A 13,245-nucleotide genomic window follows, 5' to 3' on the forward strand; every position below is an offset into this window, starting at 1 on the left:
CGGCCCGGAGTCCCGCCTCAGTCCTCGTTCTCCTGCGGCAGCACGTGGAGGGAGGACATCACCTTGTAGATGTCCTTCCAGTACTTCTTCTGGCTGTCAGGGATCGAGATGAACACGAGGCCGGGCTTCTTGTCGGGGACGTCGAGGAGCGCGAGCGCCGCCGACGACGTCCGTTTCTTGCCCTTGATCGTGTAGTTCACCCGGTATCCCAGCAGCCAGCCGTCCCGCTTGCTGACCTTGAGCGGCTGGGAGGCCGACCAGGTGATCGTCGCTCCGGAGGGTTGGTGGTTGAGCGTCCAGCGCGCCGCGAGGAAGGCGGTGTCGCGCAGGCTCTCCTGCACCGGGATGGGAACGGGGCAGGAGACCAGCATCCCGCGGAACCGCGAGCCCTTGGCCGCGGGCAGCATCTGGCGCGAGGCGAACGGGTTGCCCCTGGCGGCCTTCCAGACCTTGGCGAACCGCGGGAAGGCCACACCGGAGCGCTGGTCCTTGACCAGTCCCCGGGTGGTGGTGGTTCGGCCCGGCAGCGCACGCAGCTTACGGGTGCTCGTCGTCAACGTCGGCACCCTCGGGTCGGACAGCGCGGCGTCCATCGCGCTGCGCGCGCCCGACGGCGAGCCGGACGCCGCAGGACTCGACTGCGCACTCGACTGGGCACTCGACTGGGGGCTCGGCGTCGAGCCGTCCGGACCTGCCGTGGCGGCGAGGGCTTCGGCGGTCGGCCCAGAGGTCGGCCCAGAGGTCGGCCCAGTGCTCTCGCCTGTGCTCTCCCCGGTGGTCGGCATCGCGGTGGGCTGGACGCCCGCCGGAATGTCCGCGGCCTGGACGCGGGAAGCGGCGTCGTCCCGGTTGAGCAGCACGACGGTGGCGACCGTGCCCACCACGACGACGGCGACGGCACCCGCGATCACCCGGTAGACCACGCGCATCGGCAGGTCGCCGAGTCCTCTGCCGGAATTCGGCGGCGGCGGCGCCTCTGGGACCGTGATCTTCGGTAGAGGTGTCGTCTCCGCCTCGGCCGCGATGTATGTGGGAACAGCCTTATTCCCATAGTCCCCAGGTGCCACGTTCGGGAGCGTACGGCATATGCCGGTATTTCCGGGCACGATCCCTGTCACACTTCGGGAACGCCCGCCTCCGCTGCGGTACGGATCACCGGGCCAGGACGGCCGATCGACGGCTCTGCCGTACGTTCGTGACGATCCGGGCCGACATGAGGGCCGCGAGCAGGCACAGCGCGCCCGCGCCGTACCAGGCGGCGTCGTAGGAGCCGAGGCGGTCCCTGGTGACGCCGGCGACCGTGGCGACGATCGCCGCGCCGACCTGGTGTGAGGCGAAGACCCAGCCGAAGACGATCGAACCGTCGGCCCCGAAGATCTTGCGGCAGAGCGCCACCGTCGGCGGCACGGTCGCGACCCAGTCGAGGCCGTAGAAAATGATGAACACGAGCATGCTCGGCTGGGTGGTCGCCGCGAACAGTTGCGGCAGGACCAGCAGCGACAGCCCGCGCAGCACGTAGTAGACGGCGAGCAGCACCCGCGAGTCGACCCGGTCGCTGAGCCAGCCGGACAAGACGGTCCCGGCGATGTCGAAGATCCCGATGACCGCGAGCAGCGAGGCCGCCGTCGTCTCGGGCATGCCGTGGTCGTGCGCGGCCGGGATGAAGTGGGTGCCGACCAGGCCGTTCGTGCTCGCGCCGCAGATCGCGAAGCCTCCGGCGAGAAACCAGAACGACCTGGTCCGCGCCGCCTCCCGCAGCACCCGGACAGCCCGCGCCGCCGCGCCGCCACCCGCCATGCGGACGGTGGGCGTACGGTCGACCTGCTCGGCGGCGCCGAGCGCCGTCAGGCCGATCTCCTCGGGGCTGTCGCGGAGCAGGAACCACACGAGGGGGACCACGGCGAGCGCCGCGAACGCGACGGTCAGCGAGGCGACCCGCCAGCCCTGCCCCTCGGCCAGGTGCGCGAGCACCGGGAGGAAGATCAGCTGTCCGGTGGCCCCGCCGGCCGTCAGGATGCCCGTGACGAGGCCGCGGTGCCGTACGAACCATCGGTCGGTGAGGGTCGCGGCGAAGACCAGCGCCATCGAGCCGGTGCCGAGCCCCACGAGCACGCCCCAGAGCGCGACGAGTTGCCAGCTCGCGGTCATCAGCACGGTCAGGCCGCTGCCCGCCGCGACCAGCAGCAGCGCAGCCGAGACCACCCGCCGCATGCCGAACCGGTCCATGAGCGCCGCGGCGAACGGAGCGCACAGCCCGTACAGCATGAGGTTCACCGAGACCGCGAGCGAGATCGTGCCCCGGCTCCAGCCGAACTCGTCCTGCAACGGGTTGATCAGCACGCCCGGGGTGGCGCGGAAACCCGCCGCCCCGATGATGGCGACGAAGGCGACGGCGGCCACGATCCAGGCGCGATGCAACGCTCTAACCCGATGAAACGCTCTCATGACGGTCAATCCTGGCGGCTGTGACGCTCGCCGACGAGTGGCCGTAAAGCCAATATGTGAAAGGATCGGGCCATGAAGTCCGTGCCACCACAGCAGCCCAGGCACCGCGTCGCTGTACTGGTCCTGGACGACTTCGCCACGCTGGACGTGGGCATCCCCGGGCAGGTGTTCCGGGTCGCCGCCAATCCTGATGCCACTCCGGACACCGATCCGGACGCCGCCCCCGTCCGGCTCTACGACATCGTCACCTGCACGCCGGACGGCGGCCCGGTGACCTGCCGGGCGGGTTACCGGCTCGTCCCCGACCACGACCTCGGCGTGCTCGCCACCGCCGACACCGTGATCGTCCCGGGCGTCCACGGCGGTTCCGCGCTGGAGGAGGGCAGGATCCCCGCGCCGCTGCGGGCCGCCCTGCGCGCGGCCGCCGGCCACGCCCGGATGATCTCGATCTGCACCGGCGCGTTCGTGCTGGCCTCCGCCGGACTGCTGGACGACCGGCCGGCGACGACGCACTGGTGGCACGCCGAGAGGTTCCGGTCGCTGTTCCCGCGCGTACGGCTCGACCCGAATGTGCTGTTCGTCGACGACGGTGACGTGCTGACCTCCGCCGGGGTGGCCGCGGGCATCGACCTGTGCCTCCACGTCGTCCGGCGCGACCACGGCAGCGACGTGGCCAACCGCGTGGCCCGGCGCTGCGTCACACCCCCGTTCCGGGAGGGCGGCCAGGCCCAGTTCATCGAGCGCCCGTTGCCGGCCGCGTCCGGTGCCTCCACTGCGCCGACCCGCGCCTGGATGCTGGAGAACCTGGCTGAGCCGATGGACCTGGCGGCCCTGGCCGAGCACGCCCGTATGAGCGTGCGGACCTTCACCCGCCGGTTCCGGGAGGAGACCGGGCTCAGCCCGGCCAGATGGCTCACCCGGCAGCGGGTGGAGCACGCCCGTCACCTGCTGGAGACCACGGACCTGCCGGTGGACGAGATCGCGAGAAGGTCCGGGTTCGGCACGGCGGTGTCGCTGCGCCAGCACCTGCACACCGCGGTCGGGGTCTCCCCCCTGGCCTACCGCCAGACCTTCCGTACGCCTGCTTGAAACTGGTGGAGCTATGGGGACTCGAACCCCAGACCCCCTCCATGCCATGGAGGTGCGCTACCAGCTGCGCTATAGCCCCGCGCACCGCCGCGATCGCGGTGCCACGCCAGTGTATAGGACTTCGGGACCGCAACCCAACGCGCGCATCCCGACGTCTGCGGGATCACGTCCCCGCGGAGGCGATCTCGGCGGGCAGCGGCATCGCGAACCAGACGGTCTTGCCTCCGGCGACCCGGCTGGTCCCCCAGCGTTCGGCGAGCTGGCTGACCACGTACAGCCCCCGGCCGTCCTCGTCCAGCAGGCCGGGCTCGTGCAGCGCCGGCATCCGGTAGTCGTCGTCGCTCACCTCGCACAGCAGTACGTCGGTGCGCAGCAGCCTGATCGTGATCGGGCGGGAGGTCCGTCGCACCGCGTTCGTCACGAGCTCGGACGCGAGGAGCTGAGCCATCGGGACCATCGATTCGAGCCCCCAGGAGACCAGCGTCCGGCGGACCAGGCCGCGAACCCTCGCCGGGGCCATCGCCTGGGGTTCCACCAGCCACTGCGCGACGTGCTCGCCGGGGATCCCCCGGAACCGGATGGCCAGCAGCGTGACGTCATCCGAATTGACCGTTGGCAGCACCCGGTCGCACATTTCCTCGAGCGGACCGGGCTGCGTGAGCTTGCCGCGTAGTTCCTCGACGCTCTGGCCGATGTCCCGGCCGCGCTCCTCCACGAGGCCGTCGGTATAGAGGACGAGCATGCTGCCGTCCGCCACCGGGATCTCCATCGTCTCGTAGGGCGTACGGCCGAGCCCGATCGGCGGGCAACGGGGCGGGAACAGCACCTCCGCCCCGCCGTCCGGCCCCACGAGGACGGGCGGCGGGTGCCCGGCGCTGGCGATCGTGCACCGGCGCAGCACCGGGTCGTACACGCAGTAGACGCAGGTCGTGAGCGTCTGGTCGGCCAGCCGCTGCGCGACCTCGTCGAGCGAGTGGAGCACCTGCTCGGCGGGCAGATCGAGCGCGGCCAAGGTCTGCACGGCCGTGCGGAGGCGGCCCATCACAGCGGCGGCCGCCGGGCCGTGGCCCATGACGTCGCCCACGACGAGGGCGACCCTGCTGCCCGGCAGCGGGATCACGTCGAACCAGTCGCCGCCCACCCGCTCGGCCGCGGGACGGTAGCGGAAGGAGATGTCGACTCCCGGCAGGTCGGGCGGGCTGTCGGGGCGGATCCCCCGCTGGAGGATCTCCACGGTCTCGAGCTGCTGCCGGTGCAGCCGCTCATGAAAGATCGTGAGCGCTGCGGGCACGCCGAGCTGTCCGGCCGCGAGCACATCGCCCTCGCCGAACGGCCGGCGCGTCCGGTCCCTGGCGAGCAGGGCGGAGCCGACCGGCTTGCCGTACGCGCGGAGCGGCACCGCGACCAGATGCTCATCGAGCAGTTCCGGACCATGCGGCAACTCGCCGGACCACCGGTGCGGCAGCCGCCGCGCGGGGTCGACGCGGTGCCGCGCCTCGCCCTCGACGTAGACCGCCGCGGCGTCCGCCAGCCTGGGCACCGCCGCCTCGCACAGCAGCCGGGCCGCCTCCTGCGGATTCGGGCTGTCGCCGATGGCCTGTACGGCCCGGCCGAGATAGGCCAACTCGGTGAGGGTCTCCCCGTCCCACGACACGGGTCATCCCGCCGCTCAGAACCCGTCGCTACGGCAATTGAGGAACAGCTGCATTTCCGGCGGGGACTGCGTGGTCGCCGGGGCGTACGAAACCTGGTTCTCCGAAAGCACAGTGAAACCGGCGCCCTCGACGACCGCACGCAACTCGTCGCGCAGATATCCGGTCACCCGGATCGGCGCCCCGAGAAACTGGAAAGACACGTCGTCGAGGTCGAATTCCACCATGCTCAGCGAGAGCAGGCCGCCGGGCGCGAGCACCGCGCGCAGGTTAGCGAGCGCCTTGCCGATCTCGGCGCGGGGCAGCATGAGCAGGCTGAAGAAGGCCGTCACGGCGTCGAAGGTGCCGAGCGAGCCGTTGAGGTCGAGCACGTCCATCTCCAGGAACGTGCCCACGGGGACGTGCTGCCTGGCCAGGTCCAGCATCACGGGTGAGATGTCGATGCCGACCACTTCGCAGCCGGCCTCGGCGAACTGCCGTGCCGTGGGCGAGCCGGTGCCGCAGCCGACGTCGAGGACACGGGCACCCGGTTGGAGCTGCCTGATCATCCACTCGCCTGCGGCGACCTGACCTTCCTTGTGGGGGAAGGCCTCGTCATACCGCGAACCGATGCGATTGAACGCCTCGGCCTGGCGCGCACGGTACTCGTCACCGAGACCGCCCGGCCCTGATTCGATTGTCATCCTCGCCGCCAACCGTGATCAGCTGTCTTTACCTTCTCTTAAATAAGGGCCATGACCCGGCAAAGTCAAGCCATTCCACAGCTAGTTTGATATTTAACCAGTTCGATATGTCAGAGATCACTGTCAAATCTCGTGATCAAGATGTCACCCTCCGCCACATCCCTCCCCGGGCGTCTCCTTGACCTGTGCGATCTCCTGGCCGAACGAGAAGTACACCCGGCCCGACAACTCGGGGATCTGGATGGTCTCCGACTGGCCTTGGCCTGGCCCGGGATCGAGACGTCGGGCGCGGGGCTCGGCGGGACGTCGCCGCCGGTCCACTCGTGGAAAAAGGCCGCCTCCTGACAGGAGACGGCCCTTCGACTTCGGTGGAGCTATGGGGACTCGAACCCCAGACCCCCTCCATGCCATGGAGGTGCGCTACCAGCTGCGCTATAGCCCCTTGCGATCGCGAGCCCAGTGTATAGGAGTCCGCGCATGGACGGTAATCGGCGCGAGTCGCCGCCCCGATGCGGGCCCCTCCCCGTGCGGCTCGGGGAGGGGCCCGGTCTCGTCCGCCGTGCCGTACCGCGCTTCAGTGGCGACAGGATGCCGGTACGGCACGGCGGGAGTCCACGGCGGGAGTCAGGGGCGGCCGATCGGCTCCCAGCCTCGGCGCGGCGGCTGGGAGCCCGCCCGGTCCTCCCGGCTGCGGTACACGATGTACGGACGGGTCAGATAGCCGACCGGAGCGGTCAGCATGTGCACCAGCCGGGTGAACGGCCACACGGCGAACAGCACCAGCGCGCTGAGCGCGTGCAGCTTGAACAGCAGCGGCGCGCCCGCCATCAGGCTCCCCTCCGGCTGGAGGTAGAAGATCGACCGGAACCACGGGGAGATCGTGGTTCTGTAGTCGTAACCGCCGCCGACGATGTTGGCCATGACGGTCGCGGCCAGCCCGAGCAGGATCGTCAGCGCGAGCAGGGCGTACATCAGCTTGTCGTTGCGGGTGGTGGCGGTGAACACCGGGCCGACGGTGCGGCGGCGGTAGATCAGGATCGCCATGCCCGCGACCGTGCAGACGCCCGCGATCGTGCCGAGCACGATGGCCGACAGATGATAGGCCTCCTCGCTCACCCCCAGTGCCTCGGTCCAGCTCTTGGGGATCACCAGGCCGCCGATGTGACCGAGCGCCACCACGAGGATGCCGAAGTGGAACAGCGGGCTGCCGATCCGCAGCAGCCGCGACTCGTACATCTGGGATGAGCGGGTGGTCCAGCCGAACTTGTCGTACCGGTAGCGCCAGACGTGGCCGAGCACGAACACCGTGAGGGACACGTACGGGACGATGACCCACAGCGTCACATCGAGCGCGTTCATCGAGATCCTCCCCGCGTCGGGGCCATACCAGCGGATTCCAGGCTTGCGTCCAGGCTGAAGGGTTCCAGGCCGACCTCCTCGGCCGGCGGTCCCTCTGCGGCCAGCCGCAGGGCGGCGGCGCGCTCACGCGCGGTGGGCTCGGGCAGGGTGGCCAGCACCGCCGCGACCACTCCGGCGTACGGCGAGGCCTCGGACCGCAGCGCGTGCAGCAGGGTCTCGACCCCGGCGCGGTGCTCCCGCAGCAGCCGTCCGGCCGCCTCGGTGGCGCCCCGACCGGACAGCTCGCACACCACGGCGAGGTGGTCGGGCAGTTCGTCGGTCACCTCGAAGCCCGCCTCGCGGTAGGCGTGCTTGAACCGCAGCAGCGCCATGCCGCGCTTTCGCGTGTCGCCGTAGGTGTAATACGTGAGGTACGGGCAGCAGCGGCGCTTGAGATCGAAGACCGCGACGTAGTGCGCGGTCAGTTCGGGCAGCGGGGTGGCGGCCACGTGGTCGGCGAAGGCCGCCAGGTGCGCCGCGGCCTCCCCCAGCCTGCCGCCGGACGGCAGCCCGGCCACGGTCTGGGAGAGCACCGGCAGTGCCTCGACGAGCCGCTCGTCGGGGTAGCCCAGCAGCACCGACGCCGCCATGTGCACGTTCCGCACGGCACGCTGGTCGGTCACGACTCCTCCTTCCGGTTCGGGAACAGCCCGTCGGGCATGCCCTTGCCGTCCCAGTTGAGCAGGTTGACCCGGCCGCGCAGTTCGTCGGCCCGGCCCAGCACATCGGTGTCCTGGCGTTCCTTCAGCGCGTGGAAGTTCTCCACGGCCACCGGGGCGGGCTCGCCGGACGCCTCGCCGAACGGGCCGCCCATGCCGGGGCCGCCCTCGTAGTCGAGGCTGCATCCGGTGGCGAGCTCCTCCAGCTTGGCGCCCTGCTCGGCGTGCGCCTTGGGGATGACGTACCGCTCGTTGTAGGCGGCGATGGCCAGCAGGCGATACATCTCCTCGATCGTCTCGCCGGTCATGCCGACCTCGGCCGCGATCGACTCGTCGCGGTCCCGGCCGAGGTTCACGTCCCGCATGTAGGACCGCATCGCGGCCAGGCGGCGCAGCACGGCGCGGACCGGTTCGGGGTCGCCCGCGCTGAAGATCTCGGCCAGGTAGCCGATGGGGATGCGCAGCGCGTCGATCGCGCCGAACAGGTTGCCCGCCTTCTCTCCGTCATGTCCGGTGTTGGTCAGCACGTCGACCACCGGCGACAGCGGCGGGATGTACCAGACCATCGGCATCGTGCGGTACTCGGGGTGCAGCGGCAGGGCCACGCCGTACTCGAAGATCAGCTTGTGGATCGGCGAGCGTTTCGCCGCCTCCAGCCAGTCCTCCGGGATGCCGGACTCCCGGGCCGCGGCGATCACCTCGGGGTCGTGCGGGTCGAGCATGACGCTCTTCTGCGCCTCCAGCAGCGCCTTCTCGTCCTTGACCGAGGCGGCCTCGGCGACGCGGTCGGCGTCGTAGAGGATCAGCCCGATGTAGCGCAGCCGGCCGACGCAGGTCTCCGCGCACACGGTCGGAATGCCGACCTCCACCCTCGGGTAGCAGAACGTGCACTTCTCGGCCTTGCCGGTCCGATGGTTGAAGTACACCTTCTTGTACGGGCAGCCCGTGACGCACATCCGCCAGCCGCGGCAGCGGTCCTGGTCCACCAGGACGATGCCGTCCTCCGAGCGCTTGTACATCGCCCCCGACGGGCAGGAGGCCACGCACGAGGGGTTGAGGCAGTGCTCGCAGATGCGCGGCAGGTAGAACATGAAGGCCCGCTCGAACTCCAGCTTGACCTCGCCGGACACCTTGCGCAGCACGGGGTCGGCCGGAGCCAGCTCGGGAGCCCCGGCCAGGTTGTCGTCCCAGTTGGCACTCCACCTGATCTTCGTCGGCTCGCCCGTGATGAGCGACCTGGGCCGGGCCACCGGGGTGTCCTCGCTCACCGGAGCCGAGAACAGCCGGTCGTAGTCGTAGGTCCAGGGCTCGTAGTAGTCGTTTATGGACGGCATGAGCGGGTTGGCGAAGATCGTCAGCAGCTTGCGCAGCCGCCCGCCGGCCTTCAGCCGCAGCCGGCCGTTCCTGCCGAGCTCCCAGCCGCCCTTCCACTTCTCCTGGTCCTGGTAGGTGCGGGGGTAGCCCTGGCCCGGCCGGGTCTCGACGTTGTTGAACCAGACGTACTCCATGCCGGCCCGGTTGGTCCAGGCCTGCTTGCAGGTGACCGAGCAGGTGTGGCAGCCGATGCACTTGTCCAGGTTCATCACCATGGCGAGCTGCGCCATAACCCTGGTCATCAGTAGTCGACCTCCTGGGAACGGCGGCGGATCACCGTGATCTCGTCGCGCTGGTGGCCCGTCGGGCCGAGGTAGTTGAAGGCGAAGGAGAGCTGGGCGTAACCGCCGATGAGGTGGGTGGGCTTGAGCAACAGCCGGGTGAGGCTGTTGTGGATGCCCCCGCGACGGCCCGAGGTCTCGCTCTTCGGCACGTCCACGACGCGCTCCTGGGCGTGGTACATGTACACCGTGCCGTCGGGCATCCGGTGGGAGACCACGGCCCGGGCGACGACGACGCCGTTGCGGTTGACCGCCTCGACCCAGTCGTTGTCGGAGATCCCGGCCCGCGCCGCGTCGGCCGGGCTCATCCAGATGGTCGGGCCGCCGCGCGACAGCGTCAGCATCAGCAGGTTGTCCTGATATTCGGAGTGGATCGACCACTTGGAGTGCGGGGTCAGATACCGCACGGCGACGCCGTCGCCGGCGCCCGCCGCGGCGTCGACCAGCGCGGCCGTGTTCAGCGGCGGCCGGTAGACGGGCATCGTCTCGCCGGCCTCCTGCATCCAGTCGTGGTCGAGGTAGAAGTGCTGCCGTCCGGTCAGCGTGTGCCAGGGCTTGCGGTGCTCCAGGTTGATCGTGAAGGCGGAGTAGCGCCGCCCGTCGGTCTCGCTGCCCGACCACTCCGGCGAGGTGATCACCGGCACCGGGCGGGCCTGGGTGTCGGCGAAGGTGATCTGCCGGTGCTCGTCGGCCAGGCCGGACATGTCGGTCCCGGTGCGCCGGGCGAGCGTGGCGAAGCCCTGGGCGGCCAGGTGACCGTTGGTGGTGCCGGACAGGGCGAGGATCGTCTCGCACATCTGGACGTCGGTCGCCAGGGACGGCCGCCCCTCGGCGACGCCCCCGTGCACGGTGCCGTTGATCCGGCGCAGCCGTTCGACCTCGGCCTCGACGTCGAACGTGATGCCCTTGGTCGTGGCGCCCAGCCGGTCGGCCAGCGGCCCGAGCGCGGCCATCTGCTCGGCGATCGCGCCGTAGTCCCGCTCCACCACCACGACCTTGGGGAACGTGCGGCCCGGCACCGGCGTCTGGCCGGTCTCCCGCCAGTCGCGTACCAGCCCGTGCGGGTTGGCCAGCTCGTCGGGCGTGTCGTGCAGCAGCGGGGCGGCCACGAGGTCCTTGCGCACGCCCAGGTGGGTGCGGGCGAGCGTGCTGAACGCCTTGGCGATCGCGTGGAACGCGGCGAAGTCGGTCCGGGTCTGCCACGGCGGGTCGATCGCCGGGGTGAACGCGTGGACGAACGGGTGCATGTCGGTCGACGACAGGTCGTGCTTCTCGTACCAGGTGGCCGCCGGGAGCACGATGTCGGAGAACAGCGTCGTCGACGTCATGCGGAAGTCCAGCGACAGCAGCAGGTCGAGCTTGCCGCGCGGCCCCTCCTCCCGCCAGGTGACGTCCTTGGGCCGCTGGTCGGGCCCGAGCTCCTCGGCTCGTACGGAGGAGTCGGTGCCGAGCAGGTGACGCAGGAAGTACTCGTTGCCCTTGGCCGACGATCCGAGCAGGTTGGCCCGCCAGACCGTGAGCACGCGCGGCCAGTTCTCCGGCGCGTCCGGGTCCTCGCAGGCGAAGCCGAGCTCGCCCGCCTGCACCTGCTCCGCGATGTACGGCCCGGCCTCCCGGCCGGAGGCCTCGGCCTCGTCGGCGAGATCCAGCGAGTTGCGGTTGAACGTGGGGTAGGACGGCATCCAGCCCATCCGGGCCGACTGCGACAGCAGGTCGACGCTCGTCTTCCCGTTGAAGACGCCGGAGCCGAGCGGCGAGGCGACCACATCGGCGGTGTGGGCGTCGTAGCGCCACTGGTCGGTGTGCAGGTAGAAGTACGCCGTGCCGATCATCTGCCGGGGCGGGCGCTTCCAGTCGAGGCCGAACGCCAGCTGTGCCCAGCCGGTGATCGGGCGGCACTTCTCCTGCCCCACGTAGTGCGCCCACCCGCCGCCGTTGACGCCCTGGCAGCCGGTGAGCGTCACCAGTGCGAGGAACGCGCGGTACATCGTGTCGGAGTGGAACCAGTGGTTGGTGCCGGCCCCCAAGATGATCATCGAGCGGCCCTTGGACTCCTCGGCGTTGCGCGCGAACTCCCGGGCGATCCGGGCGGCGGCCGCGGCCGGCACCGAGGTGATCTTCTCCTGCCAGGCCGGCGTGTACGGCACGGCCGGGTCGTCGTATCCGGCCGGCCACTGGCCCGGCATCCCGTCGCGGCCCACGCCGTACTGCGCGAGCAGCAGGTCGAAGACCGTGGTGACGAGGTGGCCGCCCACGCGCCGGACCGGCACGCCGCGGTGCAGCACTCCCCCGCCGTCCTCCGCCTCCGCAGCGGGGTCGAAGCGGGGCAGCGAGACCGGTACGGCCTCCTCTTCATCGATCAGGGTGAGTGTGGGGTCGACGTCGCCGAGGTCGAGGTTCCACCGGCCCTGCCCCTCCTCCGAATAGCGGAAGCCGAGCGAGCCGCCCGGGACGACGGGCTCGCCGGTCCGCCGGTCGAGCAGCACGGTCTTGAACGCCGCCTCCTCGCCCTCCTCGCCGAGGTCGGCCGCGGTGAGGAACTTGCCGGGGACGTAGCCGCCCCCGTCATGCTCGCGGAGCCGTACGAGGAAGGGGAGATCGGTGAACCGCTTGACGTAGTCGACGAAGTGCGGCGTCTCCCGCTCGACGAAGAACTCCTTGAGGATCACGTGTCCCATGGCCATGGCCAGGGCGCCGTCGGTGCCCGGATGCGGGGCGAGCCACTCGTCGGCGAACTTGGCCGCGTCGTTGTAGTCGGGGGCCATCACGACGACCTTCTGGCCGCGGTAGCGCGCCTCGGCCATGTAGTGCGCGTCCGGGGTACGGGTGACCGGGACGTTGGAACCCCACAGCATCAGGTAGGCCGCGTCCCACCAGTCGGCCGACTCCGGCACGTCGGTCTGGTCGCCGAACACCTGCGGAGAGGCCACCGGCAGGTCGGCGTACCAGTCGTAGAACGACAGCATCGTGCCGCCGATCATCGAGATGAACCGGGCGCCGACGGCGTGTGAGGCCATCGACATGGCCGGGATCGGGGAGAACCCGGCGACCCGGTCGGGACCGTAGGTCTTGATCGTGTGCACGTGCGCCGCGGCGACGATCTCCGCGGCCTCCTCCCAGGTGACCCGGACCAGCCCGCCCTTACCGCGGATGGACTGGTAGCGGCGGCGCTTGTCCGGATCTGAGGTGATCTCCGCCCAGGCCGCCACGGGGTCGCCCAGCCGGGCCTTGGCCTCGCGGTACATCTCCACCAGCACGCCCCTGGCGTACGGGAAGCGCACCCTGGTCGGGGAGTAGGTGTACCAGGAGAACGCCGCACCGCGCGGGCAGCCGCGCGGCTCGTACTCCGGCCGGTCGCCGCCCACGCTGGGATAGTCGGTCTGCTGGGCCTCCCAGGTGATGATCCCGTCCTTGACGTACACCTTCCAGGAGCACGAGCCGGTGCAGTTCACCCCGTGGGTGGAGCGCACGACCTTGTCGTGGCTCCACCGGTCACGGTAGAACACGTCACCCCGGCGTCCCCCGATCTGGTGCAGAGTCCGCAGGTCCTCGCCCACCTGGCCGCGCCGCAGGTGCCGGCCCAGCTTCAACAGGGCGTCGTCGACCGGCCCGTCAATCCTCGACATCTATGTCCTCTTTCTCTGCCGGATCATTCACTATGCCC

9 protein-coding genes and 2 tRNA genes are annotated in these 13,245 nt (G+C 70.4%); 1 reads left to right on the plus strand and 10 read right to left on the minus strand.

Translation table 11 applies throughout. From position 1 onward, the window contains the following. Positions 1–17: 17 nt before the first annotated feature. Positions 18–1,067, minus strand: a complete 1,050-nt coding sequence (locus Mth01_RS12110) for a hypothetical protein (protein WP_204015902.1) — start codon at positions 1,065–1,067, stop codon at positions 18–20. 85 nt (positions 1,068–1,152) lie between these two features. Continuing rightward, on the minus strand, positions 1,153–2,445 hold the full coding sequence (locus Mth01_RS12115; protein WP_204015903.1) for an MFS transporter: 1,293 nt from the start codon (positions 2,443–2,445) through the stop codon (positions 1,153–1,155). A 72-nt stretch (positions 2,446–2,517) separates the two neighbouring features. On the opposite strand from Mth01_RS12115, the gene Mth01_RS12120 reads away from it, so the two are divergent. Further along, the gene (locus Mth01_RS12120) at positions 2,518–3,534 is read left to right on the plus strand and encodes a GlxA family transcriptional regulator (RefSeq protein ID WP_204015904.1); all 1,017 of its coding nucleotides are present in this window, start codon (positions 2,518–2,520) and stop codon (positions 3,532–3,534) included. Between the two features lie 3 nt (positions 3,535–3,537). Here Mth01_RS12120 and Mth01_RS12125 read toward each other — a convergent pair. The 8 genes from Mth01_RS12125 to Mth01_RS12160 all read right to left on the minus strand — a co-directional run bounded on the left by Mth01_RS12125 (position 3,538) and on the right by Mth01_RS12160 (position 13,207). Next, positions 3,538–3,613 (minus strand) — tRNA-Ala (locus tag Mth01_RS12125). Between the two features lie 84 nt (positions 3,614–3,697). After that, entirely contained in the window at positions 3,698–5,188 is a 1,491-nt protein-coding gene (locus Mth01_RS12130) for an ATP-binding SpoIIE family protein phosphatase (RefSeq protein WP_204015905.1), read from the minus strand. 15 nt (positions 5,189–5,203) lie between these two features. Then, positions 5,204–5,869, minus strand: a complete 666-nt coding sequence (locus tag Mth01_RS12135; protein ID WP_204015906.1) for a class I SAM-dependent methyltransferase — start codon at positions 5,867–5,869, stop codon at positions 5,204–5,206. A gap of 369 nt (positions 5,870–6,238) precedes the next feature. Further along, positions 6,239–6,311: transfer RNA gene (locus tag Mth01_RS12140), tRNA-Ala, on the minus strand. A gap of 182 nt (positions 6,312–6,493) precedes the next feature. Beyond that, positions 6,494–7,228, minus strand: coding sequence for a respiratory nitrate reductase subunit gamma (narI, locus tag Mth01_RS12145; RefSeq protein ID WP_204015907.1), 735 nt, complete (start codon positions 7,226–7,228; stop codon positions 6,494–6,496). Continuing rightward, the gene (narJ, locus tag Mth01_RS12150; RefSeq protein ID WP_239089601.1) at positions 7,225–7,890 is read right to left on the minus strand and encodes a nitrate reductase molybdenum cofactor assembly chaperone; all 666 of its coding nucleotides are present in this window, start codon (positions 7,888–7,890) and stop codon (positions 7,225–7,227) included. Before narJ ends, narI begins: the two co-directional genes overlap by 4 nt. After that, the gene (narH, locus tag Mth01_RS12155; protein WP_204015908.1) at positions 7,887–9,542 is read right to left on the minus strand and encodes a nitrate reductase subunit beta; all 1,656 of its coding nucleotides are present in this window, start codon (positions 9,540–9,542) and stop codon (positions 7,887–7,889) included. The genes narJ and narH overlap by 4 nt, the downstream gene beginning before the upstream one ends. After that, positions 9,542–13,207, minus strand: coding sequence for a nitrate reductase subunit alpha (locus Mth01_RS12160; protein WP_204015909.1), 3,666 nt, complete (start codon positions 13,205–13,207; stop codon positions 9,542–9,544). The genes narH and Mth01_RS12160 overlap by 1 nt, the downstream gene beginning before the upstream one ends. Between the last annotated feature and the right edge of the window lie 38 nt (positions 13,208–13,245).

This window comes from Sphaerimonospora thailandensis (assembly GCF_016863115.1).
GTDB lineage: Bacteria > Actinomycetota > Actinomycetes > Streptosporangiales > Streptosporangiaceae > Sphaerimonospora > Sphaerimonospora cavernae.